Below are 26,930 nucleotides of genomic sequence, written 5' to 3'. Positions count from 1 at the left end.
CGCGTGGGGGGTGTGGGGCGGGCCGCGGGCCCCCGCACGCGGGGGCGCCCGGGGCGGGCCCCGGGCCGGGGCCCCCCCCCGGGGCCCCATCGTCAGGCAAACGCTAGCGGGCGGGGCGGGCGTAGCGGTCGGTGGGCTCGGAGTCCACGGGGCCGCCGCCGCGCCCCCCGCCGCCCGAGCCGACCCCCTCGCTCGTCGGCGAGCTCGAGGTGATCGACTCGACCGAGGAGCGCCGTTCGGGGGTGGCCGCGGTGACGCGGCGGATGCCGGTGCGTCCGTCGTGGACGACGCCGACGACCCGCTCGGCCAGCGCCGGCCAGTCCCGCGGAACCTGCTCCAGCTCCTTGAGGTGCGTCTCCGCCGAAGTGATCACGACGACGGCGTCCGCCTGGATCGCGGATGCCGCGGTCATCGGCAGCTCGGCGAGCGCCGAGGTGACCAGGATGACCAGGTCGACGACCGGGGCGCGGTCGGCCAGGATCGGGGCGAGGCCGCCGGGGCGAGCCGCGCGGGCCGGCGAGACCCGGTTGTAAAGGATGTGACCCCGGCCCCCGGTGCCGGACGAGCGGGCGAGGCAGGTCGGCTCGTGCGCCCAGCGGGGCAGCTCCGCGGAGGTGGCCCGCGGCAGACCCTCCAGCGACGCGCGCACCTCCGACGAGGGAGACGTGTCGAGGATCAGCACGACACCCTGGTCGTCGGACCAGGCGGCGGCGACGGCGGAGACCAGATCCGCCGTGAGATCCCCGCGGGAGGCCGGGGTGAACGCCACCACCTTGCTGGTCGGCGACATCACCGCCGACATCGCCGACACCAGGGTCTCGGCCGCACTCGCCGTCGTGCGGCCGGGCTCGAGCGCGGCGATCAGCGGAACGCCGAGCGCGTCGGACGGGTTGTGCGGGTCGAGAATCGTCGGCCGCCGCTGGTACATCACCCAGACCGCCAGCACCGACAGCAGGAAGCCCACGATCGCCGCGACCAGGGTGTTGCGCAGCAGGCTGGAGGGACCCTGCCCGTCGGACACCGGCGGCTCCGCCAGCTTGATCGCCGAGCTGGCGAGCGCCACGTCCGTCTGCGTGTCCGTGATCTGCTTGTTCAGCGCGGTGATCTGGGCGGTGCCGTCGGTCTGGCCGGTCGTGCCGGGCGGCTGCGCGGCCACCTGGGCCGTCAGCTGGTCGCGAAGCTTGATGATCTCGTTCAGCTTCGTCTGGGCGCTGTTGGTCAGCAGGGTGCTGTACGCCGTCTCGGCGGCGTTGACCAGCGAGATGGCCGCGTCCTCCGAGGAGCCCTTGCCCTTGATCAGGAAGAAGTAGCCCGAGTCGGACGGGGTGGTGCTCAGACGACCGGAGACATCACCGGCGGTGAGCTTGAGCGCCTTGGCGATCGCCTCGACCGCGGCCGAGGACTGGGCGAACTGGGCCTGCGTCTGGACGAAGCGGGTCGCGTCCACCGAGTTCGCGCCGAGTGTGCCTGAATCCGTCGACAGGAAGACGCGGGCACTGGCCGTGTACGACGCGGACTGCGCCTTGGAGTAGATCGCCGCGAGCGCCGCGAAGATCACTACCACGATCCCGATGATCAGCAGGCGCGGCTGGATGATTTTGAACAGCGACGGCGCGGACGGAGCCCGGCTGGTCTCGCCGCCCGCCTGTGCGTTGCGGCTCATGACGCGCGCACCCCGGACTGGGGACGAGCGGAACCCGCCCGCACGCGGATCGAAGCGCCGGCGGAACCCGCCGGCAGCTCCGGCAGGACGTGAAGCGGACTCAATGTAGCCCCCCAGAGGAGCATCCGGCGCGACTGCCGGACCCACGGTCGAGATCTGACGAACCGATTTGCGAGCTTAGCCGATAGCGGATAGTAAACGGTCATAGCTACGAACGACGCAGAGATGCCGTTCAGGAGCCTCGCCAGCCACGCGACGGGCTCGCCGGGCGACCCTGCCCGTCCCATCCGTCACGCTGACCCGACCAGCCGGGACCGGGATGCCTCCCATCATCCACGCGCGGCACTGCGCGACGCGATTCAGCCGAATTCTGTGGCGAACGCGCCGGTCGCGGCGGGCGGGAACGCGGGAGATCCCTTCGCAACTCCGCCGGGACGTCAGACCTCCGCACTTTCGTCAGAGTATTTCCATCTCGGGACCGTCGGACGCCCGCGACCCGCAACGCAGCCTGCTCCGCGTCGTGCTCCCGCCCAACCCGACGCAACAGTATGAACCACATCGGCGCAAGTCCCCAGAAGGCGATGTTGAATCCGACAACGGCGCCGCGCGCCTCCCCGATAAGCGCACCAAGGACCGGCAATCCCAGCAGGACCGGGGCGAACGCAACATTGAGCCGGAATGTGATCTTGGTCTTGCCCAGCGCGTACACCATGCAGGACGGACCGACCGGGACCGCGGCCGCAAGGTAGTGCAGGATCGACAGCCCGAGGATGCTCTTCACACCAGGCCAGCTGTCCCCCAGCAGCGACTCCCCGTAATGGTCCGGCAGGAAAAGGAAGATCAGACTCCAGGCCGTCCCGATCGCGAGGACCAGGCCGGTGAGGGCGTACGCGGCCCGTTCCCTGGCCCGGGCATCCATCGACGTCCGCCGGGAGAACTCCGGCAATGCGAAACTCACGACTCCGACGCCAACGACGGTGATCGGCCCGAGCAGGGTGCGGGCGCCCTGCAGGGCACCGATTGTCGCCAGCGAACCGACCACGCCGATCAGCAGCATCGATGTCTGCAGCGCGCCCTGCACGGTGAGAAACTCCCCCGCCAGGTAGATCGCGTCAGTGCGGTTCTCCGCGAACCAGGCGCGGGTCGCGCTCGGCGAGGGCCAGAACCCGGCCTGGACAACTCCGAGCAGCGCCGCGACCAGCGCGGATGCACCCCAGGCCAGCAGCAGCGGCGGGGCCGCTGTCACCCCCCGGTGCATCAACAGCAAGATTCCGAGCAGCTGCACGACCGCCCAGGCGACGTCGTTGACGAACGCCGAGGATGCCCGCCCTGTCGCGAAGAAGACATACCGCCAGGCGTCCTGCAGCAGGAGGCCGGGCAGCACGAGCCCCATCGCCGCCAGCGACGACCCCACCGCCCCGCCCATACCCAGCCCGATCACGGCGAGCGCCCCTCCGACGCCCACGCCGAAGACGAGGGACGCACCCGTCATCGCGGAGGCCGCCGTGCGCAGTGTCGTCGCAGACCCGGCGGTGTAGAACATGCTCAGTGGCATGCAGGTCGCGCCCCGGGAGATACCGATAATCAGCGCGAACAGCGTGTACGCGACGCCAAAGGCGCCGTACTCGATGCTGCTCACCTGGTGGGCGATGAGGAACGAGATGGCGGCGTTCGTCGCGCTGGAGACGGCCTGATCGGCCAGCGTCCACACGGCTTTCGACCGGGTGCTGCCCTGGGCGATCGCGTCGGCATCCCCCGGCGCCCCAGCCGACCCCGGCGCCCCAGCCGCCCCATCCGCGAGGTACCCATCCGCGGACGGACCTTGGCCGGGTCCCGCGGCGGGCCACCGCGTCGTCTGATCGCCAAGCCCGACGCGGACCGGACGCCGTCCCCGGCGACCGGGCTGGACGGTGCTGCGGGACACCACCTGGGTGGCCGCACCGTCGGTCTGGCCGATCCGCAGCCGCTGAGTGACCGGCGCTGGCGCAGGCTCCGCCGCCCGGCCCAGGACTGCGGTGTGCTCGGCACGCTCCCGCGCGGCGTGCTCGGCACGCAGCCGTTGCTGGAGCGCGCTGAGGTCCATCGTCGAAGTGATCGTGGCTGGTAGCGGCGCCGACCAGGGCGCCGGGACCGGCGGCCGCCCACGCGCTCGGCCGTCCGCCGCAGCGCGATGCGACAGCGCCGTCGTCGGTGTGCCCGGACCAGGCGGCGCCGGTGGTGGTGGTGCTGGCGGCGGCGGGGGCGGGGGCGGTGCCGGCCAGTGCGGGTCCGCGCCGGAAGGGCCCGTCCGCCAGGCCACGGGGGCCGGCATCTGCCGGGCACCGGCCACCGGTGACGATCCTCCCGTGGCACCGGGTGCAGCCGGGACCGACGGTGGCTGGCGAGGTTCAGCCGGAGCTCGGCCGACGGCGGGGATCCGACCCATCCGGGAGCCACCACCGGTCGCGGTCGGCGGCCGGGCGGGGACCGGTCCTGCGGAACCGCGAAGCTCGGGCTCCGGTGGGAGCACGGTGGACACTTCGAAGCCCACGTAACCGCGGTCGCGGGGCTTCGGGTCGCGACGATCATGATCGTTCCCGGACGGGAGATCGTCCGATTCGTCTGGTGTCCACCAGCCCACGTCGATGTCCGCCATGCTCACCCTTCCGGCCGACGGCGCCGGTCCGCAGGCCGGGTGCCCGCCGCCACGATGCGGGTACCGCCTACAACACGACCGGGCGGGGCACCGGCACGATGAATCGACCGCCACGGGCGGCGTACTCGCTCTGCTGAACCATGATCTCCTTCTTCACGTTCCAGGCGAGCAACAGCAGGTAGTCGGGCTGGCGTTCACGCAGGACAGCCGGGTCGAGGATCGGCAGCCGGGCCCCGGGGATGTACTTGCCCTGCTTGTGGATGTTGCGGTCGACCACGAAGTCGATCAGGTCGGTCGTGATGTCGCTGGAGTTCAGCAGCGTCGCGCCCTTCGCGGCGGCGCCGTACGCGGCGACGGTCTTCCCCTGCGCCCGCAGGCCGCGCAGGAGCTCCACGAGGTCCTGCTGGACCGCGCGCACGTCGTCGCCGAAGCTGGCATACCGGTCGAAGGTCGCCAGGCCCCCGTCCCGCTCGGCGCCGAGCACCGCGTCGACGGAGGGCGCGGGCACCGCGGCCGCGGCGTGCTGCATGCTCCAGCGCAGCGTCCCGCCGTGCAGCTCGGGGAACTCCTCGACGCCGACGAGCTCAAGGCCGTGGCGGCGCATGAGCGCCTGGACCGCGATCGTGGAGAAGTAGCAGAAGTGCTCGTGGTAGACGGTGTCGAACTCGGTGTGCGCGAGCAGGGCGCCGACGCCGGGGTTCTCGACGTCGACCAGCCCGTCATCGGCGAGCAGGATCCGAAAGCCCTCGACGAAGCTGTTCAGGTCGGGCACGTGGGCCATCACGTTGTTCGCGATGATCACATCGGCCTTCAGGCCCTCGGCGACAAGCTTGCGGGCCAGCTCCGCGCCGAAGAACTCCTCGCGGGTGGGCACGCCGGCCGCGCGGGCCGCGGCGGCGGGCCCCGGGGTGGGCTCGATGCCGAGCACCGGGATGCCACGCTCGACGAACGCCTTCAGCAGATAGCCGTCGTTGCTGGCAACCTCGACGACCAGGCTGTCCGGCCCAAGGTTGCGGCTGGCGATCAGGTCGATGACGTGCTTCTCCGAGTGACGCACCAGCATGTCGGAGAACGAGGAGAAGTACGGGTAGTCCTCGTCGAAGATCTCCGACGCGGGTAGCTCATGGGTGAGCTGCACCAACGCGCAGGACTCGCAGAAGCCGACCTCCAGCGGAAACGACGGGTCGGTGGCGTCGAGGGCGTCGGCGCGCACCAGACGGTTCGCGATCGGCGTGGACCCCAGCGAGAGGAACAGCCGCGGGGCGGGCCCGGCACAGGACCGGCAGGCGGTGACGGGCGTGGCGGCCGGAGTTCCGGATGACATGCGCTCCCCTTGCACAGATGAGGACGGACGGCTGGGCGGGCCAGGCTCGGTGCTGCCGTGCGGTCCCGGGGGACCGCACGGCACAGTTGCGAAACAGCGTGCTGCGAAACGGCGTGCCACCGACGCCGTCGTCCCCGCTGACGTTGATTTTCGCAGGTCCGCCGGAGAGCGGGACAACGGGGGGCGACTACAGCGACAACACCGACCGGATCATGCCGACCGGATCACGCCGACCGGGTCAGGCGACGGCGCGGGCGCCGACCGGCTGGGCGGGTTCGGCGGCGGGACCACCGGTGGGACCGTCGGGCAGCAGCGGCCAGGCGCGGTCCTTGTCGGAGACGACCGAGACCGGGCGTGGCCAGGCGATGGCCAGCCGCGGATCGTCGAACCGCAGGCCACGGTCGTGTCCCGGGGTGAAGGGGACGTTCATCTGGTACGTCGCTTCGGTGGCGTCGACCAGGGTCTGGTAGCCGTGGGCGAGGCCAGCCGCGATGAACAGGGCACGGTGGTTGTCGGCCGACAACTCGACCGCGACGTGGCGCAGGTAGGTCGGCGAGTCGGGACGCGGGTCGATCACGACGTCGAGCAGGGCTCCACGGGTGACCCGCACGAGTTTGGTCTCCCGCACCGGCTCGTCCGCCCAGTGCATGCCGCGGATTGTCCCCGCGGTCGCGTTGTACGCCAGGCTGCACTGGGCGACCTCGACGGTGAGCCCCGCCGCGGCGAATTCCTCGGCGCAGAACGTCCGGGCGAACATCCCCCGGGCGTCGGTGAACGGCTCGACGTCGACGATCCACACCCCGTCGATCGCCGTCGGTGTGACGATCACTGTTCTGTCCCGAGTGCGGCTGTCCCGAGTGCGGCCGTCCCGAGCGGGGTAGTCCAGAACAGGTCGGCGTCGAGCTGGCCGGTGCCGATCAGATACTGCAGCTGCTTGAGGCGGGTGTGCCCGCGGCCGGTGAACGTCTCACCGTCGAGCTTGATGCGGGTGAAGACGTCGTGCAGCTGCTGGGCGCCCCGCAGCGCGTTCCAGTCGCAGGAAAAGCCAGGCAGGGTCGTCGCGATCTTGTCGAACGAGACCCGGTAGCTGCGGTTGTCGCCGCCGTTGTCACCGAAGCTCAGCCGGCAGCCGGTGAACACCGACGCCACCGCGTCGGCGATCTCCTTGACCTGGTAGTTCTGCTCGCTGTCACCGACGTTGAAGATCTGGTTGTGAATGATGTCACGTGGTGCGGCGAGCACCAGACGGATCGCTTTGGCGATGTCGAGAGCGTGTACCAGCGGGCGCCACGGGGTGCCGTCCGAGGTCATCGCGATCTCCCCGGTGGTCCAGGCGACGCCGGCGAGGTTGTTGAGCACGATGTCGAAACGCTGCCGGGGGGACGCGCCATAGGCGGTGGCGTTGCGCAGGAACGTCGGCGAGAAGCTGTCGTCGGCCAGCGGGGTGACATCCCGCTCGACGTAGACCTTGCACTCGGCGTACGGCGTCTGCGGGTTGACCGGCGAGGTCTCCGTGACGTCGGTGCCGGTGGCCACGCCGTAGACGCTGCACGAGGACATGTAGACGAACCGACTCACGCCGGCCTGCTTCGCCAGCTGCGCCAGCCGGACCGACCCGACGTGGTTGACCTTGTACGTCACGTCCGGCGCCAATGCGCCGAGCGGGTCGTTGGACAGCTCGGCCATATGGACTACGGCGTCGACGCCCTCGAGGTCGTCCACCGTGAGCTGGCGCAGGTCCTTGTCGAGTGTCCGCGGAGCCCGGTCGGTGCCCCGGTAGAGCCAGCCGAACTTGTAGTAACCGGTGTCGACGCCGATGACCTCGTGGCCATCGCCCATCAGCTCGGGCGCGAGCAGGCACCCCAGGTACCCCTCCGTGCCGGTCACGAGCACCTTCATCCGCGAGTCCTCCCCATCTCGGCAGCGGCGCCGGGCCACCAGCCACCCGTTTCCGGGCTCAAACCGTACCGAGTGGGCCCCACCGCCGGGCCGTCGACGTCCCGCGACCCGCGCCGGGCCGGCCCTGCCGGCCCGGCAGGCCACGCGTCGCAGCACGCTGACCATCGGCGGTAGCGCAATGCTGACGGCCTGTCATGCCTCCCAGGCTCGTCCAACCCGACCGCGCTACCGAGAGTCGGACGCGGGACGCATCACCCGAGCGGGAGCGGCGAAGACCGTCGCTCCGGGCGGAACGTCGGTCATCACGATCGAACCGGGGCCGATCCTCACGTCGTCACCAATCGTGATCTTGCCGATGAGATGCACCCCGGGACCGAGTTCGACCCGGGCACCCACCTTCGGCACGTCCCCGGGCGCGGCCGAGCTCCCGGCGTAGCCGATGGTCAGGTTGTGCCGCACGGTGCAGTCGTCGCCGATCTCGCAGTGCGGCGGGATCAGAACCGCCTGGTGGTGGCCGATGAGGACGCGACGGCCGAGCCGCGCCGTCTCGTGCAGCTCCACGCCGTAGACATTGCGGATGACGAGGTTGTTGAGCAGTTTGTAGAGCACTGCCGCCACCGCGCGCACCGGCCCTCGCCGGGAGAGCCGCCACTGTCCGAAGCGGTAGACGGCCAGGACGTGCAGTCCCGGGTGGGTCAGGGAGCCATAGTGCCGGTGGTAGTCCTCCCGGAGGATCTCTCGCAGCCCCAGCTCCGACGGAGCTCGGGTGTCGGAGGACCCCGTGCCGCGAGGAGCGGCGTCAGGCGGCACGGCTGAGCTCCTCGATGTGCTCACGCATGTCGCCCACGGTCGCGAAGCTGGCGAGCCGGTCGTCGGCGATCTGGATCGAGAACTCGCGTTCCACCGCGTAGATCAGGTTGATGTGCGCGAGCGAGTCCCAGCCGGGCACGTCGGCGGAGGTCATCGTGTCGATGAGGATGAAGTCGTCATCGGAAAAGATCTCGCGGAAGATCCGCTGGAGTCGGTCCTGCACCATTTAGCCGGGCACCTCTTCCTTGCTGCGATGCTGCTCCTGGGGTGGGACGGCCAGGTGATCCGCGGCCTTCCGACGGCCCGCGACGACCTGGATGAGACCGGGGGACGCGTACGGGGCGTCCGCGGGTCGGCTCCAGTGGGTCGTGCCGGTGTCCCGCGGTACCGCGGCGTCGACGCAGGTGAAGCCCAGCCGCTCGTAAAGGCCGGCGACCAGTGCGTTCTTCGGCGAGGGCTGATAGTGGCCGATGACGCGGGCCAGCCCGCGGCGCCGGGCCTCGGCGAGCAACAGGCCGGCCAGCTCGTCCTCGAGGGTCCGGCCGATCACCCGGCAGCTCATCAGCCAGGTGTCGACCGCGAGTGCGTCGCCGTCAGCGATGGCGATCAGCACGGCGACAAGGCCGTGATCGGCGAAGCGGTCGGCGAGGCGCACGCAGATCACGGTGGTGGACGGCTCGGCGGCGAGCCGGGCGAGCTCCTCCGCACCGCGGCGACGGCCGGTGAGGTTGAACTGGTTGGTCTTGCCCACGAGCTGGGCGACCCGGGGCAGGGTCAGCTCATCCAGGTCGACGAGGGTCGCGGTCATGTCGAGGCTGCGGTGGAACTCCTCGAGTGAGGTGGCTGACGCCTGCGCGACGGCGAGGTCGGCACGGGCCCGGTAGGTAGCCGTCCGGACGGCGTCCTCCGCAGTGAGCGCGGCCGTCTCGAAGAACGGGTAGTCGGCGAGGGCACGCAGGTAGCCGTGCGGATCCGCGGGCAGGGCGATGACGTCGACGTCACCTGCGAGCTGGCGCACCGCCTCGCGCTCGGCCGGATTGTCGTCGACGAACACCAGGGCGTCGAGGCCCAGTCCGAGCGAGGCGGCGATGCGGCGCAACTGGGTCGGCTTGTCGTCCCAGCAGGCGCTGAACATCGCGATGTCGTCAAGGCGCAGGCGCATGCCCGGATGGTGCTCGAACACCTCGCGCGCGTCGGCGTCGTTGTTCTTCGAGCAGACGGCGAGCACCACGCCGCGCCTGGCGAGCTCCAGCGCGTAGTCCTGCACGGCGGCGAACGCCTCGCCGAGCGGCCCCTCGCCGAGCTGCAGGCCGGCGAGGCCCTCCTCTCCCAGGACGCCGCCCCACAGGGTGTTGTCGAGGTCGAGGACGAGGCATTTGCGGCTGGTGCCGAGCTGGGCGCCGATCACAGCGGCGGTGTGCCGGGCGAGCAGCGGGACGCAGTCGAGCGCGACCGCCTGCCTTGCCCGGCGCCAGTACCGTGGGTCGAACCAGATGCGCCGGCCGATCCCGGCGGCCAGCCGGTCGCAGTCGACGAGACAGACCGCGCCCCCTCCAGCGGGGCCCGCCGCCGTGGCGGCCCGGCCGAGCTCGGCGTTGACTCGGGCCAGCAGGGTTGCCCGGGAGCCGGCGGTGCGCAGGGCCAGGTGGCCGAGCGCCATCTCCTCGGGCACGGCGAAGGCATGGTGGACGATTCGGGTCCCGCACCGGGCACGCAGCGTGTCCCACAGCGCGGTCCAGCGGGACACCTCCGCGGCGACGGCACCATCCGGATCGTCCGCGACGGCGGGCAGGGCGACGTCCCCGGCGTGCACCGCGAGCACCACCACGTCGGGTGCGAACCGGTACAGACCGCTGTCCGGGTCCAGGATCTCCTGGCGGTACTGCCCGTAGCCGCACTCGTAGGTCGAGACGTCGATGCCGGCCCGCGCGGCAGCCAGCGGTAGCAGCGCCGTGAACTGCGAGGTTGTGTAGCTCCCGAGAACCGCCACGCGGGCGGTGCGCGGCAGCGGCCGGGTGTGCGGCAAACAGCGGCGCAGGATGCCGGCAGCAGCGATCCAGGCCGCGAGGTCGGCGTCGGCGTCGGTGAGGGCCAGCGACCAGCGCACCGCGCCGGCCGGGTCGCCCGCGCGCTCGTGCGCGACAGCAAGCTCCCGGCACAGCCGCGCGGATGGAAGATCGCTCGCCGCGGCCCGCGCGGTCAGTTCCTCGATGCCGCGGGCAGCGGTGTCTCCTCTTTCGCTCATCGATGCGGCCCCTTTCGGCGTCCCGTTCTGGCACCCGCTCCCAGCCGCCCAGACTCTACCCTCACGTTAGAGTTGATTTACGACCGCTCGGGGACCTATCCGTTCACCGACATCGGCCCAGACCCGCCCGGATAATGTGCAAAGCTGCCGGCACGGCGGTAGCGGACGCCCAGCCCGACCCGCCTCCCGTTGCCGCCGGCCTGCCGCGTGGCCCGTCCGCAGGCAGGTCCGCATGCAGCACGCCACCAGGCTGGCACTGGCCGCCACCCTGTGCGCGGCGCTCACGGCGCTGGTCGGATCGTCACTGGTCTGGTCAGCCGGTCCCGCACACGCCGAGGCCGCCGCCGGCTCGCAGTGGTACCAGACGGCGCTGGACCTTGACCAGGCACAACGGATCAGCCGGGGGGCCGGGGTCATCGTCGCCGTCATCGACGGCGGGGTCGACGCGACCAGTCCCAAGCTGCGCGGCCAGCTGGTGCGCGGCGCCGCGGTAGGCGCGGATGCCGCCACGGACGGCTGGCGTGACGACGACCCCGACGGTCATGGCACCGCGATGGCCGGGATCATCGCCGGCCGTGCCGACGGTGGTCCCGCTCAGGTACGGGGGATCGCGCCGGCCGCGCGCATCCTGCCGATCTCGACCGGCGCCGAAACCGACTCGGCGGAGGTCGGCGTCGCCGTCCACCGGGCGGTCGACCTCGGTGCCGGGATCATCAATCTCTCCCTGGGCTCCGCGGACACACCGACCTCCGACGAGCGGGAGGCCGTCCGGTACGCGCTCGCCCACGACGTCATCGTGGTCGCCTCGGCCGGCAACGTCGAGCCCGGGGATCCCCCCGCCGACGCGGCGATGATCAACTCACCCGCGAGCATCCCGGGGGTGGTTGCTGTCACCGGGTCGACTGCCCGTGACGACTTCTGGCACGGCTCGGTGCGCGGCCCGCGGGCCGTCGTCGCCGCGCCCGCCCCGGGCGTCCGTGCGCCCGTACCGGCCTCGATCTCCCCGGACGGTCTGGACACCGGGTCCGGGACGTCCAACGCGGCGGCGATCGTGTCCGGTGTACTTGCTCTGGTCCGCTCCGCCCGCCCGGAGCTGGACGCGGCGAACGTGATCGAACGGCTCATCCGCACCGCGCATGACGCCGGTCCGCCCGGGCGGGACGTCGAGTTCGGCTTCGGGATCATCGACCCGCTCGCGGCGCTCACCGCCACGGTCCCGACCGTGCATGGGAGCTCCCTGCTGGCACCACCGACCCGCTGGGGGATACCGGGCGAGCCGCCGGCGGATCCAAGCGCCACCACCCCGGCCCGCGGATCCGCGGCCACCGGCGGGTCCAGCGGTATCGGCGGGTCCAGCGGTACCGCGCCGCGCGACGGCGTCCCCCCGTTGCTGGCCTGGTTCGTCGGGATGGTCTTCGCGGTCTGGCTTGGCGGGCTGCTCGGTGTCGGCGCGCACCTCGCGGTCCGGGCGCCGCGGCGGGTGTTCGGCCCGCGCGATCGCCACGGCCCGCCGGCGGCAGCGGCGTGGCCGGCGCCGTACCCGGAACCGGCCCTCGCCACGACCACGCGGGTACCCGCGCCCTCGGGGGGACGGCCGAGCCACTCCTAACATGGGCACATGACACACGCGCTCCTGGACGAGCTGTCCTGGCGTGGACTCATCCACGACAGCACCGACCCCGCCGAGCTCCGTGCACACCTCGCCGGCGGTGGGCGGCGCTGCTACACCGGCTTCGACCCGACCGCGCCCTCGCTGACCATCGGCAACCTGCTGCCCATCACCCTGCTGATCCGGGCCGCTCGGGCCGGGGTCGGAGCGGTGGCGCTGTTCGGTGGCGGCACCGGGCTGATCGGCGACCCGTCGGGTAAGTCCGTGGAGCGCACACTGCTGTCCACCGAGGACGTACAGGCCAACGTCGGGCGGCACCGCGAGATCATGGAAACTGTCTTCGGCCGGGTGCTGGACGCGGCCGAGCTGCCGACCTTCGTCGACAACGCGGACTGGCTGGGCCGACTCGGCATGATCGAGTTCCTGCGAGACGTGGGCAAGCACTTCCCGGTCACGGAGATGATCCGGCGGGACTCGGTGCGACGGCGGCTCGACGACCCGGACGTCGGCCTCACCTACACCGAGTTCAGCTACTCGCTGCTGCAGGCGTACGACTACCGCCGGCTGTGCGAGGACCACGGCGTGACGCTGCAGATGGGAGCGTCGGACCAGTGGGGCAACATCGTCGCCGGGATCGACTACGTCCGTAGGGTCCTGCGCACCCAGGTGCACGGGCTGACCTGCCCGCTGCTGCTGCGCTCCGACGGCACGAAGTTCGGGAAGTCGGAGAAGGGCGCCGTCTGGCTGACCGCCGATCGCACCTCGCCGTACACGCTCTACCAGTTCCTGCTGAACCTCTCCGACACCGACGCGCAGAAGTTCGCGCTGTTCTTCTCGCTCACTGATCGCGAGCCGCTGGAGCGGCTGTTCGCCGAGCATGCCGAGGCGCCAGGTAAGCGTGCCCTGCAGCGTCACCTCGCCCGCGAGATCACGACGTTGCTGCATGGGACAGCCGCGCTGGACGCCGCCGAGGCGGCATCCGCGGCGCTGTTCAGCGGGGACGTGAAGGCGATCGGCGCCGACCTGCTGTCGGATGTCTTCGCCGACGTGCCGACGGTCGATGTAACGAGGGACAAGCTGGCCGACGATGACGGCTGGCCGGTCGCCGAGCTGCTGATCGCGACCGGTCTCGCCCACAGCCGCCGCGCGGCCAAGGAGCACCTCGGCAACAACGCCATCCTGGTCAACGGGGACAAGGCGACCACCGAGAGCGTGGTCAGCGAGAAGGACCTACTGCACGGCTCGGTGATCCTGGTCCGCCGGGGCCGCAGGGAATGGCGGGTAGCCCGGTTCGTCTGAGCCGCGCCTGGACCCCCACCCTGACGCGGTACCGCGGTACCGCGTCAGGGGGTGCCCATCAGGGCGCGGGGGGCCCGACGAGCAGGCCCTTGATGTAGGCGGCATGCTCGTCGGCGCTGGCCTTCTGGCCGCGGGCGCGGGACAGCACGGTGCGACCCGCGTAGCCAGCGACCAGCATCGAGCGCATCACGTTCACCCGCGCCGGCGCGTTGTGCTTGCGCAGGTAGCGGACCATGGACGCGCCGCGCATCTGCAGCATCCAGGTCTTGCCGGCGCCGCTGCCACCGGCGCCGTGCGGCACCAGCAGGTCCGTGTGCAACTTCTGGCGCAGGCCGGCCTCGCGGATCGCGCGACCGAGCGCCATGTCCTCGTTGTAGACATAGAACGTCTCGTCGAACGCACCGAGCTCGAGGAACATCTCGCGCCGCACCGCCATACACGCCCCGGTCAGCCACTCGGGGCTCATCGGTCGGCCCGGCGTGGGCTTGGCGAACAGCGCCGAGGTCGGGGCCACCTTGTGCGCGCCGAGGACGTGCAGCAGCACGCGCCGGGGCGTCGGCTCCCAACCGCCGTTGCCGAGCTCGGGTTTGCCGTCGTGCCCCTTCATCGTCGCCGCGCTGGTGACGAGCGCCTGGTCGGCGAGCAGGTCATCCACCAGGACGTCGATCACGTCGACCGTGGGTCGGCTGTCCGGATTGCCGAGGACGACGAATTCGTACCGGGACGAGCGAATGCCCATGTTCGCGGCCTTGGCGAAGCCCTTGCCGCCCCCCGAGTCGAGGTAACGGGCGTTCGGCCGGTCGGCGATCAGCTCGTCGACCCGGTCGACGCCCGAGGCGTTGTCGACCACGACCACCGGCATGTCGGTCGGAAGGGTCGCGAACAGGCCTTCCAGCTGCTCACGGCTGTGGTAGCTGACCAGCACAAGTTCGTACTGCCAGGTGGACCGCTTGGGTCGCTCGACGGCCACGGCGACGCGCTCCTCACTGCGTGATGTTCAGACTGCGTGATGACGGCTCAGACGGGCTCGCGCTCAGGGACGGGTGGGGCTCAACGCATCCGAGGCCGGTGACGGGACCGATGGCGCGGGAGTCAGGTCCGGCTCCGCGGCCGCGATGGGTCCAGCCGGACCTGTCCCAGCGGGAGCGCTGCGCTCGGGCTTGGGCCAGACGGCCGGACGGTCTCGGGCCAGAAAGCGGCGCACGCCCCCGAGGGCGACCGCCTGCAGGAAGAAGACCTGGGCAACGAGCCTGGTCGGACCGGGCGGGGTACGGCCGGAGAGCATGGCGGCGGTGCTCGCGGCGCCCACGGCATTGCCGGCGAGGAACACCCGGGCGGTCCAGCTGTCCCGGGCCGCCGGCACCGCAAGCCCAACGAGGACCACGTGCGCGATCGGCCCGAACGACGAGCGGACCAGCCGATGCCCCCACAGCTGCGGGGTGACCGGCAGCGCGCCCGGCACCAGCGCGGCCCGTCGGCGCCAGAGCATGTCCAGGTTGCCGGCGACGATCCGGGTCCGCCGCTCCCACTCGCCGTTGTAATCCGGCGCAGCCGGTTCGATCGAGTACGCCTCGGGTTCGTAGACGACCCGCAGGCCCCCCTCGAGCACGTCGAGGGCGAGCCAGGCATCGTCGACGGCCGTGTCGGCGGGCAGCGGCCGGAATGCCCGGCGGCGGAAGGCCAGCAGCTCGCCGACGACGCCGATCGTGGCACCGGTCGCCGACTCGCAGCGCTTGAGCCAGGACTCGAACTTCCAGTAGAAGCCCTGGGCCCCATCCGGGTCGTCGACCTGCTTCTCGCCCGCGACGGCGCCGACCGTGTCATCGGTGAAGTGTCGGGCCGCGGCACGCAGCGCACCCGGGGCGAGCACGGCGTTGGCGTCGGTGAGCACGACGATCTCGTGCGAGGCGGCGGCTACCCCCCGGTTGACCGCGCGCGCCTTGCCGAGCCGTTCGCCAGAGGACAGGACCCGCACGCCCGGGCGACGCGACGCCTCGGCCGTCCCGGGATCGTCGGCGACCACGATGATCTCCATCGCGCCCGGATAATCCGTGCTGGAGAGTTCATCCAGCTTTGTCCCGATGACCGCCGCTTCCCGATATGCGGAGACGACGACACTCAGGCTCGGCCAGCCGTCCGGCCCAGGATCCGGCGGGATCGGCGTCTCCAGACCCCGACTGCGCAACCCGATGTAGACCGGATACAGAACGTGACCGTAAACGGTGGCGGCTCCCAGCGCCGCGACGGCGGCACCTCGGCTGATGGTCCGGACACCTGTCATGGCGTCAACCGTAGCGTTGCGCCGCGGGAAGGTGCCCAAGGGCTCCTTACGGGGTCCCAGGTAGCGCGTCCCCCACGAGTGGGAGTCCGAGGGCCCGTTACAGTGGGTCTGGTGAGTGACTCGACGCGTTGGATCGTGGTGGTCGAGGAGCCGTTTCTCCCAGCCGATGCGGGCGGTCGGGTGGAGACATTCAGTTTCCTCACCGCAGCCGTCGCGGCCGGAATTCGGATGCAGGTCCTCGTCCCCTCCCGTGAGGAACTCGACATCACGGCGTACGAACAGGCCCTTCCCGGCTCGGCCGTCATCAGGCTGCGCCGCGACGACAGCCCTCGCTCCCACCTGACCGCGAAGCCGTTCATGCACGCCTCCCGGCCGGTGGGACCGTTGCGCCGGGCGCTCGAGTCGACCCCGCCGCGCGCCGACGCAGTGATCAGCTACAGCTGCCGATCATCCCACCTGGGCGAGGAGATCGCCCGGATCTGGAAGCTCCCGCATCTGGTCCGGGCGCACAACGTCGACTCGGAGTTCTTTCGGGTGCTGGCCCGCTCGAGCTCCGGCCCACGAGCGTTGGCCTACGAGCTCGAGTACCACAAACTGCGCCTTGCCGAGCTCTCGTTGCACCACTCACCGCTGGTCACCTGCATCGCGGACATCTCCCTCGAGGATCACGAGTGGCGCCGCACCCGGGCCAGCGTGCCGACCTTCCACCTCCCGCCGTTCCTGCCTGTCGGCGCGCTGCGCGCCGGTAGCACAGGCTCCACCGGTCCCGAGGAATCGGCCGGTTCCGCCGTCGACGCGCCGTCGGCGGCGTCTGGGTCTGGGTCTGGGTCTGGGTCGTCTGGGTCTGGGTCTGCGGCTGGGTCGCCAGGAGACGGGCAGCGGCTGGTCTTCGTCGGCTCGCTCGACACGCCGACCAACATCGAGGCCCTGCGCTGGTTCCTCGGCGGCTGCTGGCCCTCGGTGCGGGCCAGTCACCCCGAGGCGACGTTCCAGGTCGTCGGCCGGCGCCCGGAGGACGGGCTGGCGGCCTGGCTGACCGGGTTCAGCGGCGTCGAGCTGCACACCGACGTCCCGAGTGTCGTCGGCTACCTGGCGGCGGCGAGCCTGTCGGTGAACCCGATGCAGTCCGGATCCGGCGTCAACATCAAGGCCATCGAGGCGATGGCGACGGGCACACCGGTCGTGAGCACACCGACCGGCAGCCGCGGGCTCGGCTGGACTCCCGGCACCCACCTCCTGGTCGCCGAGGAGCCCGCCGCGTTCACGGCCGCCGTCTGCGAGCTGCTGGACGATCCGGTGCGGGCGCAGACAATCGGGGCCGCGGGGCGCGGCTACGTCCTGAAGGCGCTAGACCACGCGGCTCTGATTCGCGAGATCCAGGACCACCTTCGCCCCTAGGGCCCCTCGCGCGGATCATGATGCCCCAGCCCACCAGACCGGCCTGTTGCCCGCCCGATCCCCGACAGGTGCCCGGCCAATCCCCGACGGGGTGCCCCGCCGATGCCCGCACGATCCCCGACCGGTACCCACCATCCCTGGCCGAGCTCGTCCCACGGGCACCCCGGGCACACGCGCCCTCCGGAGTACCGCGCGGCCGGCGGCCGTGACACATGGCGTCCCTGACGTCACCGTCAGCCCCGGTCGTCACGACCAGCCAGCCCCATCTCCCCACTACCGACCCCCGCCACCGCCTCCTCACCGCTGCGCGTGACGATCGAGCGGCCCCGGAAATCCTCCATGTAGCTTCTACAGGTCTACGAAGGGACAAATCGGACGAACAACCCGGTAGAAGCGACATCCTCACTCAACAGCAGCGTCACCACCCCCGAATGCCATCACGGATAGTGAGATTCGTTGGGGGAATCCGGGGTGCGAGCTGGAGATCCACGCGAAGGAACCTTGAGCGGCGGCTTCGGGATACGCGCCGCCGGGAGCGCAGCGCGCTGTCAGAGCAGCGCGTGGTAGCGATTCTGGGTGAGCTCAAGGCCGTCTGTGATCAGCATCTCCACCGAGTCGGCGGCATGCTCGACGAGGAGCGGCAGCTCACGACGCTCGGCCGCACCGAAGTCGCGCAGGACGAATGCGGCCGGGTCCATCCGGCCCGGGGGTCGGCCGATGCCGACTCTCACCCGCAGGTAGTCGCGGGTGCCCAGGGCCGAGGAGATCGAGCGCAGGCCGTTGTGGCCGTTGTCGCCACCGCCGCGCTTGAGCCGAACCGTCCCGAACGGGATGTCGAGCTCGTCGTGCACGACGATGATCCGGTCAATCTCGATCTTGTAGAAACTGCGCATGGCGGCGAGCGGTCCGCCGGAGAGGTTCATGAACGACAGCGGCCGGGCAAGGACGGCCCGGCTGCCGGCGAGGCGCACCTCGGCGACGTCCGCCCGCGAACGGTGCGACTTCAACCGCGCGCCCGCCCGCTCGGCCAGCAGGTCGACAGCCATGAAACCAGCGTTGTGCCGGTTTCCGGCATAGTCCGGACCCGGATTACCCAGTCCGACGACGAGCCAGAGCCCGTCGTCGGTCGGGAGATTCGTCATGGCCCGTCCATCAGCAGGTCGTCATCTCGGGTGCCGGGTGTCGACGGGGGGAGCCCGTCCGCGTGGTTACGCGGACGGGGTCGCCGCGCCGGCCTCCTCGGCCGGAGTCTCGCCGAGATCAGCGTCCATCTGCGCGGTGGTCCGCTTGGCCAGGCACTGTACGACGACGAGGTCCGGGTCGGCGTCGAGCTCCGAGCCCTCCGCCAACGCGAGCTGGCGGGCCAGCACGCTGGTCCCTGGCTCCAGACCGGTGACGTCGACCTCGATCGGGCCGGGCAGAAGGGTGGCGTCCGCCTTCACCGCGATCGTGGTGACCTGCTGGTCGATCAGAGTATCGGGGTGTGCTTCCCCGATGACCTGGACCGGGATGTCGGCGACGATCTTCTCGCCCCGGCTGACCAGCACCAGGTCGATGTGCTCGTAGCTGCCCCTGATCGGATGCCGCTGGACGTCCTTGGCGAGAGCGAGCTCGGTACCGTCGGCAAGCTCAAGGGTGAGCAGAACGTTGGTACCGGCATCTGTCTTGAACGCGTGCAGTAGGTCGTGCGCGGGAAGTGCGATGTGCCGCGGCGGCTTGCCGTGACCGTAGAGAACGGCTGGTACCTTGCCGGCGCGGCGGGTGCGACGAGCACCGCCCTTGCCGAACTCGGTGCGCGGCTCCGCGGCGATGCGGACCTCGGACATGGCGACGCTCAGTCCTTCCAGACGTGGGATTCTCTCGCCGGAGGGCGGACGAGCCACCGCGGCGCGGTCCTTCACAGTACCGGACTCCGCGCGGGGAAGAGCCACCGCCCGGATCTGTCAAGCCCCACGCCGTCGTAAGCCGCCCCCCCGGGGGCGCCGGATGCCATGAGCCAGTGCCCCCGTGCCGCGCCACGCCGTACCCCGCGGTCCCGCGGGACCGCCCGCCGACCCGCATCCGCAGGTCAGGCTGCGATCAGCCGCCCGCAGTCCTTGGGTCGCACGGCCGCGTCACCTGCCGAACCGCGCACCGTCGGCCCCCGCCGCGCCGGGCACAGCCCCGGCACATCGGTGCCGCGCGACCTGGCCTTCGGTGTGACCCCGGCCTTCGGTGGGGCTCGGAGCCGGCCGCACCGACCCGTCCGGCCCGCCGGCGACCTACCACCTGGCTGGCAAGGACACGCCGCTGGACCCGGCCGGACCAGGCCTGGCCCGGGCTCGACACATGCCTGGCCGGCCGATCACCGCCGCCACCCCTGGGCGATCAGCGTCACCGGCCAGCGTCACCGTCGACGGCGAGCCGACCGCCGCAGGCGGCGGGCCGACCATCGCCGGCGGACGGAACGGGCGATGCGCAGCGAAGGTCGAGCCTGGCCTGTCGTCGGACGACGGTGCGAGGCCGCCGGGGGGCCGGAGCGCCCCGCGCGGACAGCTCGCCGCGTGGTCCCGGGGGACGGCGCCACAGTTGCACGGGAGTCGCCCGGCCGGTCAACGGTCGGATCGGCGCGTAGTTCCCGCAGTTCCTCGACCAGCGCACCAGGATCGCCGCCCAGATCCGGATGGTGGGCGCGGACGGAGGCACGGATCCGCGCACGTCGACGCGCTGCTTCGACTCCGTCGATGCGATCGGCCGTCGGCCGTCGGCCGGACCCCGCGGTGCCCGTCCCGAAGCCGGCTCTGACCTCGCCGCCGGGCTTGGCCCTACCGGCAGCCCTGGTCCCGCCGGACACAGCCTCGGTACCCCTGGTCTGGGCCTTGCCGGTATGGGCCTTGCCGGTGTGGATGGTGCTCGTCATGGTGGCTCCTCCCCCGCCGCGCCCAGTGACACGGTGACCATGGCGCACGCGGGAAACGGGGCATGACCGTTGTTGCCGCGACGCCAGCCCGATGTTGGACGTACCCGAGGGGACGCCGACTACGCCGTGGCCGAGCACCTCGGCGGGCGAGAGCCGACGGATAGGTTGGATCGCGGTGCACGTCGCGCCCGTGAGCCGTCGTGGGCTCCAGCCCACGAGTCCACGGCCCGAACCGAGTGAAGGAGCCTGCGCTGACTCGATCCCACCCGGCGCCGCGCCATGGCGCGGGCGCCGGTTCCGCCGTCACCGTCCGGGCCCCGGCCAAGGTCAACCTGCATCTCGGTGTCGGCCCGCTGCGGCCGGACGGATATCACGATGTGATCACGGTTCTGCAGGCCGTGTCCCTGTATGACGATCTCACCGCGACCGCACTCGACCCGTCCCCCCAGGTGGCAGCCGACGCGGGCGACGCGGGCGACGCGGGCGACGCGGGCGGAACCCAGGGGTTGATCGTCACCGTGGAGGTGACTGGTGAGGGTGCCGACCCCGCTGGGCGGGGGCCCGCCACGACCACCCCGGACGTGTCGATCGTCCCGACCGGCCTGGACAACATCGCCGTGCGAGCGGCGCATCTCGTGGCCCAGGCGGGAGGGATCGCCTCCGAGCGGGTGCACCTCGCCCTGACCAAGGGGATCCCGGTCGCGGCCGGGATGGCCGGGGGCAGCGCGGACGCCGCCGCCGCCCTGGTCGCCTGCGACGCGCTGTGGCAGACCGGGCTTGACCGGGCAACGCTCGCGGAGCTTGCCGCCCAACTGGGCAGCGACGTCCCGTTTCCGCTCGCCGGCGGCACGGCCCTCGGGACCGGCCGGGGCGAGCGCCTCACGGACGTGCTGGCCACGGGCGAGTTCCACTGGGTGTTCGCGCTCGCGGACGGGGGACTGTCCACGCCCGCGGTCTACGCCGAGTTCGACCGGCTGTCCGAGGGCCGGCTGCGCAGTGGGCCGACGCCGGCGGACGACGTGCTCGCCGCGCTGCGCACCGGGGATCCGCGCCAGCTCGGCGCCGCGCTCGTCAACGACCTCCAGCCGGCGGCGTTGCGGCTGCGCCCGGCGCTGCGGCGGGTCCTGGAAACCGGCCGTGAGCTGGGAGCGGTCGGCGCGATCGTGAGCGGTTCCGGCCCGACCTGCGCTTTCCTCGCCGCCGGCGGCACCGAGAGCATCGAGCTTGCGGCAAGTCTCGCGGGGATGGGCGTGGCCCGCGCGGTGCGTCGCGCCTGCGGCCCTGCGGCCGGGGCCCGGGTTGTCGACAGTCCGCACGGTGCGGACGGGACCCGTCCGGGCGACAGCCCGTGAGCGGGGTCCTGGTAAGCCTCGAAAACGTCCATGCCGCGTTCGGCACCCGCAGCCTGCTCGACGGAGTGAGCCTCGGCATCGGCACCGGGGAGCGGATCGGCCTGGTCGGGCGGAACGGCGCCGGCAAGTCGACGCTGCTGCGGATCATCGCGCAACAGGCCGAGCCGGACGCCGGACGAGTGGTCCACGCGGGCCATTCCCGAGTGGGCTCGTTAGCCCAGGCGGATGTGCTGCCGGCCGAGTCGACGGTGCGTGAGCTCGTCGTCGGCGCCGCGGCCGACCATGAATGGGCCGCGGATCCGCGGCGGCGCGGCGTGCTGGCCGGCCTCGGCCTGCTCGACCGGCTCGACGACGTCGTCGGCCCGATGTCCGGTGGCGAGCGGCGCAGGGTCGCCCTCGCCCGTCTGCTCGTGCAGGACCTGGACCTGCTGATCCTGGACGAGCCGACGAACCATCTCGACGTCGAGGGTGTCGCGTGGCTGGCCGGTCATCTCGCCGGCTGGCGCGGCGGTCTGCTGGTCGCCACGCACGACCGGTGGTTCCTCGACGAGGTGTGCGCGCGGGTCTGGGAGGTCGTCGACGGCCGGATCGATGCCTACGAGGGGGGCTACTCCGCCTACGTCCTTGCCCGGGCCGAACGGGCCCGGCGGGCCGACGCCACCGAGGCCCGCCGGCAGAACCTGCTGCGCAAGGAACTGGCCTGGCTACGCCGCGGACCCCCCGCCCGGACCAGCAAGCCACGGTTCCGCATCGACGCCGCCAACGCGCTGATCGCGGACGAGCCACCGGCGCGTGACCCGCTGGCGCTACGCAGCTTCGCCACGTCCAGGCTCGGCAAGGATGTCTATGACGCCGAGCACCTCACCGTCCGGATCGGCGAACGCGTCCTGTTCGACGACATCACCTGGCTGATCGGCCCAGGCGATCGGATCGGCCTGGTCGGCGTCAACGGGGCGGGCAAGACCACTCTCCTGCGGGCGCTGCTTGGGGAGATCTCCCCGGCCGGTGGACGGGTACGGACCGGCGCGAGCGTGCGCCCGGCCCTGCTCTCCCAGGAGATCGCCGAACTGCCACCGTCGCTGCGCGCGCTGGAGGCGGTCGAACAGGTGGGCCGAGTGCTCGAGGTGGAGAAGGGCCGCGAGCGTACCGCCGGTCAGCTGCTCGAGCAGTTCGGTCTGCCCTCCTCGCGGCAGTGGACCCGGGTCGGCGACCTCTCCGGCGGCGAGCGCCGCCGGCTACAACTGCTGCGGCTGCTCATGGACCGTCCCAACGTCCTGCTGCTGGACGAGCCGACGAACGACCTCGACACCGACACCCTCACCGCGCTTGAGGACGTGCTCGACTCCTGGCCGGGCACGTTGGTCGTGGTCAGCCACGACCGGTATTTCCTCGAGCGCACCTGTGACGTGACGATGGCGCTGCTCGGTGACGGTCAGCTGCGCATGCTGCCCGGCGGCATCGAGGAGTACCTGCGCCGCCGGGCCGAGGCCGGTCCGGGCACTGGGTCGGCCTTGGGCACTGGGTCGGCCTTGGGCACTGGGTCGGCCTTGGGCACTGGGTCGGCCTTGGGCACTGGGTCGGCCTCGGTCGCCGGTCCCGCGGGACCGGGCTCGGCGGGAACAGGCAACGGCCGGGTCGCCGTGTCCACCGAGCCCCTGTCCGGCGGTGAACTGCGGGCGGCCCGCAAGGAGCTGGCCCGCCTCGAGCGGACCCTGGACCGGCTGACCCGCCGGGAGCAGGAGCTGCATGAGGCGCTGGCCGCGGCCGCCACCGATCACGAACGCCTGCTGGAGCTGAACGACCAGCTGCGGACGGTCGTGGCCGACAAGGAGAACATCGAGGAAGCCTGGCTCAGCCTCGCCGCCGACGTCGAGGGCTGACCGCCGCTGTGGGAATGTTGCCTCAGGCCGACGCCGCGCCGGGGGCGGAGCGGGCGGGCGTCGCCCGCTTGGCGGCCAGCCGGGCCGGGTCCGGCCAGCGGACGTCTCGGGCCAGGCGGGTGACCTCCATCAGTTTGATCAGGTAGAAGCTGGTGTCGATCTGCCAGGGCCGCACGCCGTGCCGGGGAGACGTCGGCTCGGCATGGTGCAGGTTGTGCCAGGACTCGCCCATCGACAGCAGGGCCAGCGGCCACACGTTCGTGGAACGGTCACGGCTGCGGTAGGGGCGGGTGCCGAGCACGTGGCAGATGCTGTTCACCGACCAGGTGACGTGATGCAACATCGCGACCCGTACGAGACCCGCCCAGAAGAACGCCTGGGCCGCGGCCTCGAAGGAGCCGCCCCACAGCCCGCCGATCAGCGCGGGAGCGGCCAGGCTGACGAACGCGCACAGCCCGAACGCGCGGCTGGCCCGGACCATGTCCGGATCATCGAGCAGGTCGGGCGCGTAACGACGCTGATCGGTCTGCTCAACGTCGAAGAGCCAGCCGATGTGCGCGTGATAGAGGCCCTTGAGCATCGGCCACGTTCCGGGACCGTACCGCCAGGGCGAGTGCGGATCCCCCTCGGCGTCGCTGAAGGCATGGTGGCGGCGATGGTCGGCGACCCAGCGGATGACGGGGCCCTCAATCGCCATGTTGCCCGCGACCGCGAGCGCGATCCGCACCGGACGGAACGTCCGGAAACCGCGATGGGTGAGGTAACGGTGGAAACCGACGGTCACGCCGTGCCCGCTGATGCCGTAGAACACCACGGCGAGAAGCACGTCCCGCCAGGTGATCCACCGACCCCACAACGCGGGGATCGCGGCGACCAGCGCGGCCAACGGCACGACGATCACGATCAGCAGGGTGACCTGCTCCACCCGGGCCTTGGTCATCGAGTCCGGCCTGGTGGCGTTGCCCTGGGAGTTCGCGGGATCGGCCCCGCCGACGGCCTTCCTCGCACCTGGCCGGGTCTCGTCGTCGGGTACCCGGCCGTCGTCCGGGCGCACCGTGTCGGTAGCGGTCATGGCCTCGTTCCGTCCGTCGCGGCAGGTCCGTGCACCGGCCGTCCCCATTACCGGCGCTCCACGGCCACGGTAGCCCGCCGATGTGACGACAGTCCCCACTGCTGACGTCCAGCACGCGAATCAGCCCCCACCTGCGGGCGGTCGAACACCCTGGCCCGACAGGCCGCGGATCGGGAATGCACCGCCACACGAGCCGCCTCGGCGCGCCAGGACGCCCGCCGCGCCGGGATGCCCCGCCAGCCGAAGCTCCCCGCCAGCCGAAGCGCGCCGCCACCCGTGGCACGACACGGCACGACACGGCACGTGCATCCGCTGAGCCCGCGAACGCTGGACCTGGGCCGACTTTCTCTTCGGGAGGTCCCACGATGGTAGAGTTGCCGTGTTTTCCTTCGCGGTCCGCCGTAGTGTAATCGGCAGCACAGGAGATTTTGGTTCTCTTAGTCCACGTTCGAGTCGTGGCGGCGGAGCACTACCAGTAATACCATCACAAAGAATTTACGGGAAGCAGGACGGCCTGTCGGTTCACCCGGTCGCCCTTCCCTATCGGTTCCCCGCCGCGCCTCGCCCCAACCGCCCTGCCAGGAGGCACACAGCGGGCACGGTAGTGTGTCCGCGTCGCCCCATCGTTGCGCCGACCGAGCATTCGGGAGATCGTGTGACATCACCACGTCCGGCGGCCGTGATCATCCTGGCGGCGGGCGAGGGGCGGCGGATGCACTCGTCGCTGCCGAAGGTCCTGCACCCGCTGGCCGGCCGTTCCCTGCTCGAGCATGTGCTGCACGCCGCCTCCCCGCTGGACGCGGTGCGCACCGCCGTCGTCATCGGGCACGGCCGGGAGCAGGTCCGCGCGATGCTCGCCGCCCAGGCACCCGAGGTGGTCACGGCCGTGCAGGAACGCCAGCTCGGCACCGGGCATGCCGTCCGCGCCGCTCTGACAGTTCTCGGCGCACCGGGCGCACCGGGCGCACCGGGCGCGCCGAGCAGCGGGGATGCCGGCGGGCTGGGCCTCGCCGCCGAGGACACCGTCATGGTGTTGCCGGGAGACACGCCCCTGCTCACCACCGCCACGCTGCGCGCCCTCGCCGAACAGCATCACGCGGCGGGGGCCGCGGCCAGCGTGCTCACCGCCGTGCCGCACGATGCCACCGGCTACGGCCGGGTGGTCCGCGACGACACCGGTGGTGTGCGGGCCATCGTCGAACAGCGGGATGCCGACCCCACCACCGCGGCCATCCAGGAGATCAACACCGGTGTCTACGCCTTCCAGGCCGGGGCGCTACGCACCGCTCTTGGTCGACTGACAAGAAACAACGCCCAGGGTGAGGAGTATCTGACCGACGTCATCGGACTGCTGGTCGGTGACGGCGCGGCGGTGGCGGCGCTCGCGGTGCCCGACCCGGCCGAGGCCGGCGGGGTCAACGACCGCGTCCAGCTCGCCGCCGCCGGCCGGGCTCTGCGGGACCGGGTCGTCGAGGCCGCGATGCGGGCCGGCACCACCATCGTCGACCCGCAGACCACCTGGATCGACGCGGACGTCACCCTCGAGCCTGACACCACGATCGCCCCACACACCTTCCTGCACGGCCACACCCGCGTGGCCAGCGGCGCCACCGTCGGCCCGGAGTGCACGCTGATCGACACGGTGGTCGGCGCCGGCGCGACCGTCGTGCGCACGACGGCGGAACGGTCCGAGATCGGCGCCGGCGCCACGGTCGGCCCTTACAGCCATCTGCGCGCCGGCACCCGACTCGGCCGCGAGGGCAAGATCGGCTCGTTCGTCGAGACGAAGGCCGCGCAGCTCGGGGATGCCACCAAGGTTCCACACCTGGCCTACGTCGGCGACGCGATCGTCGGCGACCGCAGCAACATCGGCTGCACCACCGTGTTCGTCAACTACGACGGGGTAGCGAAGCACCGCACGATCATCGGCTCGGACGTCCGGATCGGCAGCGACACCATGCTCGTCGCCCCGGTCACGGTCGGGGACGGCGCCTACACGGGCGCGGGGTCGGTGATCCGCGAGGATGTCCCGCCGGGCGCGCTGGCCATCCGCGAGGGCCGCCAACGGATCATCGAGGGCTGGGTCGCCCGCCGTCGCCCCGGCACTGCCGCCGACGAGGCCGCCGCGGGCGCCGCGGGCGCCGCGCCTGGCCGGATCCCAGCGGCCGGTCCGGAGCCGAGCATCGTCGGATCGGTGATGCCCACCCCTTCCGTAGCGCCCACCCCACCCGCGACAGAGGTGCGTTCCCCCGAGCACATTCCGTCGCCGGGGAACGGCCAGCCGGACGAGGGCAACCAGGTTGACGTCCTCCCCCGCCTGAAGGCGGGGGATTCCAACTCCTACACGCCCACCAGGGGAGGTGCGTAGTGTTGAGGTTCGCGGTTCACGGGCACGGCCAACGCCGCGCCTCCCCGCGCAGTCACGGCCCGTCCGGCCGCGATATTCACCGCTGCGTTCACATCAGCGTTGGCCGTGTGGCCGCAGGCTGCGCACCGGAATACCGCTTGGCTCTCGCGGTTCCCGGGCGCCACCTGCCCGCAGGCCGGGCAACGCTGACTCGTAA

The 26,930-nt window shown here is 71.6% G+C and carries 21 protein-coding genes; 6 read left to right on the top strand and 15 right to left on the bottom strand.

What is annotated here, in order from left to right; genetic code table 11:
• Positions 1-103: 103 nt before the first annotated feature.
• The 8 genes from MXD95_RS16865 to MXD95_RS16830 all read right to left on the bottom strand — a co-directional run bounded on the left by MXD95_RS16865 (position 104) and on the right by MXD95_RS16830 (position 10,576).
• Positions 104-1,663 carry a Wzz/FepE/Etk N-terminal domain-containing protein gene (locus MXD95_RS16865; protein ID WP_250641599.1) on the bottom strand — a complete coding sequence of 520 codons (1,560 nt, stop codon included), beginning with the start codon at positions 1,661-1,663 and terminating at the stop codon, positions 104-106.
• Positions 1,664-1,895: 232 nt separating this feature from the next.
• Positions 1,896-3,746: an MATE family efflux transporter gene (locus MXD95_RS16860; protein ID WP_250641598.1), complete on the bottom strand. Its 1,851-nt coding sequence runs from the start codon at positions 3,744-3,746 to the stop codon at positions 1,896-1,898.
• A 619-nt stretch (positions 3,747-4,365) separates the two neighbouring features.
• Positions 4,366-5,622: a class I SAM-dependent methyltransferase gene (locus MXD95_RS16855; RefSeq protein WP_250641597.1), complete on the bottom strand. Its 1,257-nt coding sequence runs from the start codon at positions 5,620-5,622 to the stop codon at positions 4,366-4,368.
• Between the two features lie 238 nt (positions 5,623-5,860).
• Positions 5,861-6,451, bottom strand: a complete 591-nt coding sequence (locus tag MXD95_RS16850; protein WP_250641596.1) for a dTDP-4-dehydrorhamnose 3,5-epimerase family protein — start codon at positions 6,449-6,451, stop codon at positions 5,861-5,863.
• Positions 6,448-7,521, bottom strand: coding sequence for an NAD-dependent epimerase/dehydratase family protein (locus MXD95_RS16845; RefSeq protein ID WP_250641595.1), 1,074 nt, complete (start codon positions 7,519-7,521; stop codon positions 6,448-6,450). The genes MXD95_RS16850 and MXD95_RS16845 overlap by 4 nt, the downstream gene beginning before the upstream one ends.
• A 225-nt stretch (positions 7,522-7,746) precedes the next feature.
• Entirely contained in the window at positions 7,747-8,331 is a 585-nt protein-coding gene (locus MXD95_RS16840; protein ID WP_250641594.1) for a serine O-acetyltransferase, read from the bottom strand.
• Positions 8,321-8,557 carry an acyl carrier protein gene (locus tag MXD95_RS16835; RefSeq protein WP_250641593.1) on the bottom strand — a complete coding sequence of 79 codons (237 nt, stop codon included), beginning with the start codon at positions 8,555-8,557 and terminating at the stop codon, positions 8,321-8,323. Before MXD95_RS16835 ends, MXD95_RS16840 begins: the two co-directional genes overlap by 11 nt.
• Complete coding sequence (locus MXD95_RS16830) at positions 8,558-10,576, bottom strand: HAD-IIIC family phosphatase (protein WP_250641592.1); 2,019 nt, start codon at positions 10,574-10,576, stop codon at positions 8,558-8,560.
• Positions 10,577-10,808: 232 nt separating this feature from the next.
• Between MXD95_RS16830 and MXD95_RS16825 the strand changes: the two genes are divergently transcribed.
• Entirely contained in the window at positions 10,809-12,185 is a 1,377-nt protein-coding gene (locus tag MXD95_RS16825) for a S8 family serine peptidase (protein ID WP_250641591.1), read from the top strand.
• 9 nt (positions 12,186-12,194) lie between these two features.
• Positions 12,195-13,484, top strand: coding sequence for a tyrosine--tRNA ligase (tyrS, locus tag MXD95_RS16820; protein WP_250641590.1), 1,290 nt, complete (start codon positions 12,195-12,197; stop codon positions 13,482-13,484).
• 58 nt (positions 13,485-13,542) lie between these two features.
• On the opposite strand, the gene MXD95_RS16815 is transcribed toward tyrS, so the two are convergent.
• Entirely contained in the window at positions 13,543-14,454 is a 912-nt protein-coding gene (locus MXD95_RS16815) for a glycosyltransferase family 2 protein (RefSeq protein ID WP_250641589.1), read from the bottom strand.
• Positions 14,455-14,517: 63 nt separating this feature from the next.
• The gene (locus tag MXD95_RS16810; RefSeq protein WP_250641588.1) at positions 14,518-15,765 is read right to left on the bottom strand and encodes a glycosyltransferase family 2 protein; all 1,248 of its coding nucleotides are present in this window, start codon (positions 15,763-15,765) and stop codon (positions 14,518-14,520) included.
• Between the two features lie 111 nt (positions 15,766-15,876).
• Between MXD95_RS16810 and MXD95_RS16805 the strand changes: the two genes are divergently transcribed.
• Positions 15,877-17,163, top strand: a complete 1,287-nt coding sequence (locus tag MXD95_RS16805) for a glycosyltransferase (protein ID WP_250641587.1) — start codon at positions 15,877-15,879, stop codon at positions 17,161-17,163.
• Between the two features lie 548 nt (positions 17,164-17,711).
• Here the strand turns inward: MXD95_RS16805 and pth are convergent.
• From pth to MXD95_RS16790, 3 genes are all read right to left on the bottom strand, one after another.
• Entirely contained in the window at positions 17,712-18,305 is a 594-nt protein-coding gene (gene pth, locus MXD95_RS16800; protein ID WP_250641586.1) for an aminoacyl-tRNA hydrolase, read from the bottom strand.
• 66 nt (positions 18,306-18,371) lie between these two features.
• The gene (locus MXD95_RS16795; protein ID WP_250641585.1) at positions 18,372-18,989 is read right to left on the bottom strand and encodes a 50S ribosomal protein L25/general stress protein Ctc; all 618 of its coding nucleotides are present in this window, start codon (positions 18,987-18,989) and stop codon (positions 18,372-18,374) included.
• 560 nt (positions 18,990-19,549) lie between these two features.
• Positions 19,550-20,062 (bottom strand): hypothetical protein, encoded by a 513-nt coding sequence (locus tag MXD95_RS16790; protein WP_250641584.1) that lies wholly within the window; start codon positions 20,060-20,062, stop codon positions 19,550-19,552.
• A 251-nt stretch (positions 20,063-20,313) separates the two neighbouring features.
• Here MXD95_RS16790 and MXD95_RS16785 point away from each other — a divergent pair, with 251 nt between their 5' ends.
• Together MXD95_RS16785 and MXD95_RS16780 are read left to right on the top strand one after the other, a co-directional pair.
• Positions 20,314-21,414, top strand: coding sequence for a 4-(cytidine 5'-diphospho)-2-C-methyl-D-erythritol kinase (locus MXD95_RS16785; RefSeq protein ID WP_250641601.1), 1,101 nt, complete (start codon positions 20,314-20,316; stop codon positions 21,412-21,414).
• Complete coding sequence (locus MXD95_RS16780) at positions 21,411-23,294, top strand: ABC-F family ATP-binding cassette domain-containing protein (protein WP_250641583.1); 1,884 nt, start codon at positions 21,411-21,413, stop codon at positions 23,292-23,294. The genes MXD95_RS16785 and MXD95_RS16780 overlap by 4 nt, the downstream gene beginning before the upstream one ends.
• A 22-nt stretch (positions 23,295-23,316) precedes the next feature.
• On the opposite strand, the gene MXD95_RS16775 is transcribed toward MXD95_RS16780, so the two are convergent.
• Positions 23,317-24,366 (bottom strand): acyl-CoA desaturase, encoded by a 1,050-nt coding sequence (locus MXD95_RS16775; protein WP_250641582.1) that lies wholly within the window; start codon positions 24,364-24,366, stop codon positions 23,317-23,319.
• Between the two features lie 655 nt (positions 24,367-25,021).
• Here MXD95_RS16775 and glmU point away from each other — a divergent pair.
• Positions 25,022-26,734 (top strand): bifunctional UDP-N-acetylglucosamine diphosphorylase/glucosamine-1-phosphate N-acetyltransferase GlmU, encoded by a 1,713-nt coding sequence (gene glmU / locus MXD95_RS16770; protein ID WP_308301513.1) that lies wholly within the window; start codon positions 25,022-25,024, stop codon positions 26,732-26,734.
• Here the strand turns inward: glmU and MXD95_RS16765 are convergent.
• Positions 26,707-26,930 (bottom strand): zinc ribbon domain-containing protein (locus MXD95_RS16765; RefSeq protein WP_250641581.1); only part of this gene is annotated, 224 nt, incomplete at its 5' end. The genes glmU and MXD95_RS16765 overlap by 28 nt on opposite strands.

Origin of the sequence: Frankia sp. AiPa1 (assembly GCF_023243075.1) — a bacterium.
Lineage (GTDB): Bacteria > Actinomycetota > Actinomycetes > Frankiales > Frankiaceae > Frankia.
Note: the sequence above shows the minus strand (reverse complement) of the source record. Positions and strands in the feature narration are given on the sequence as shown.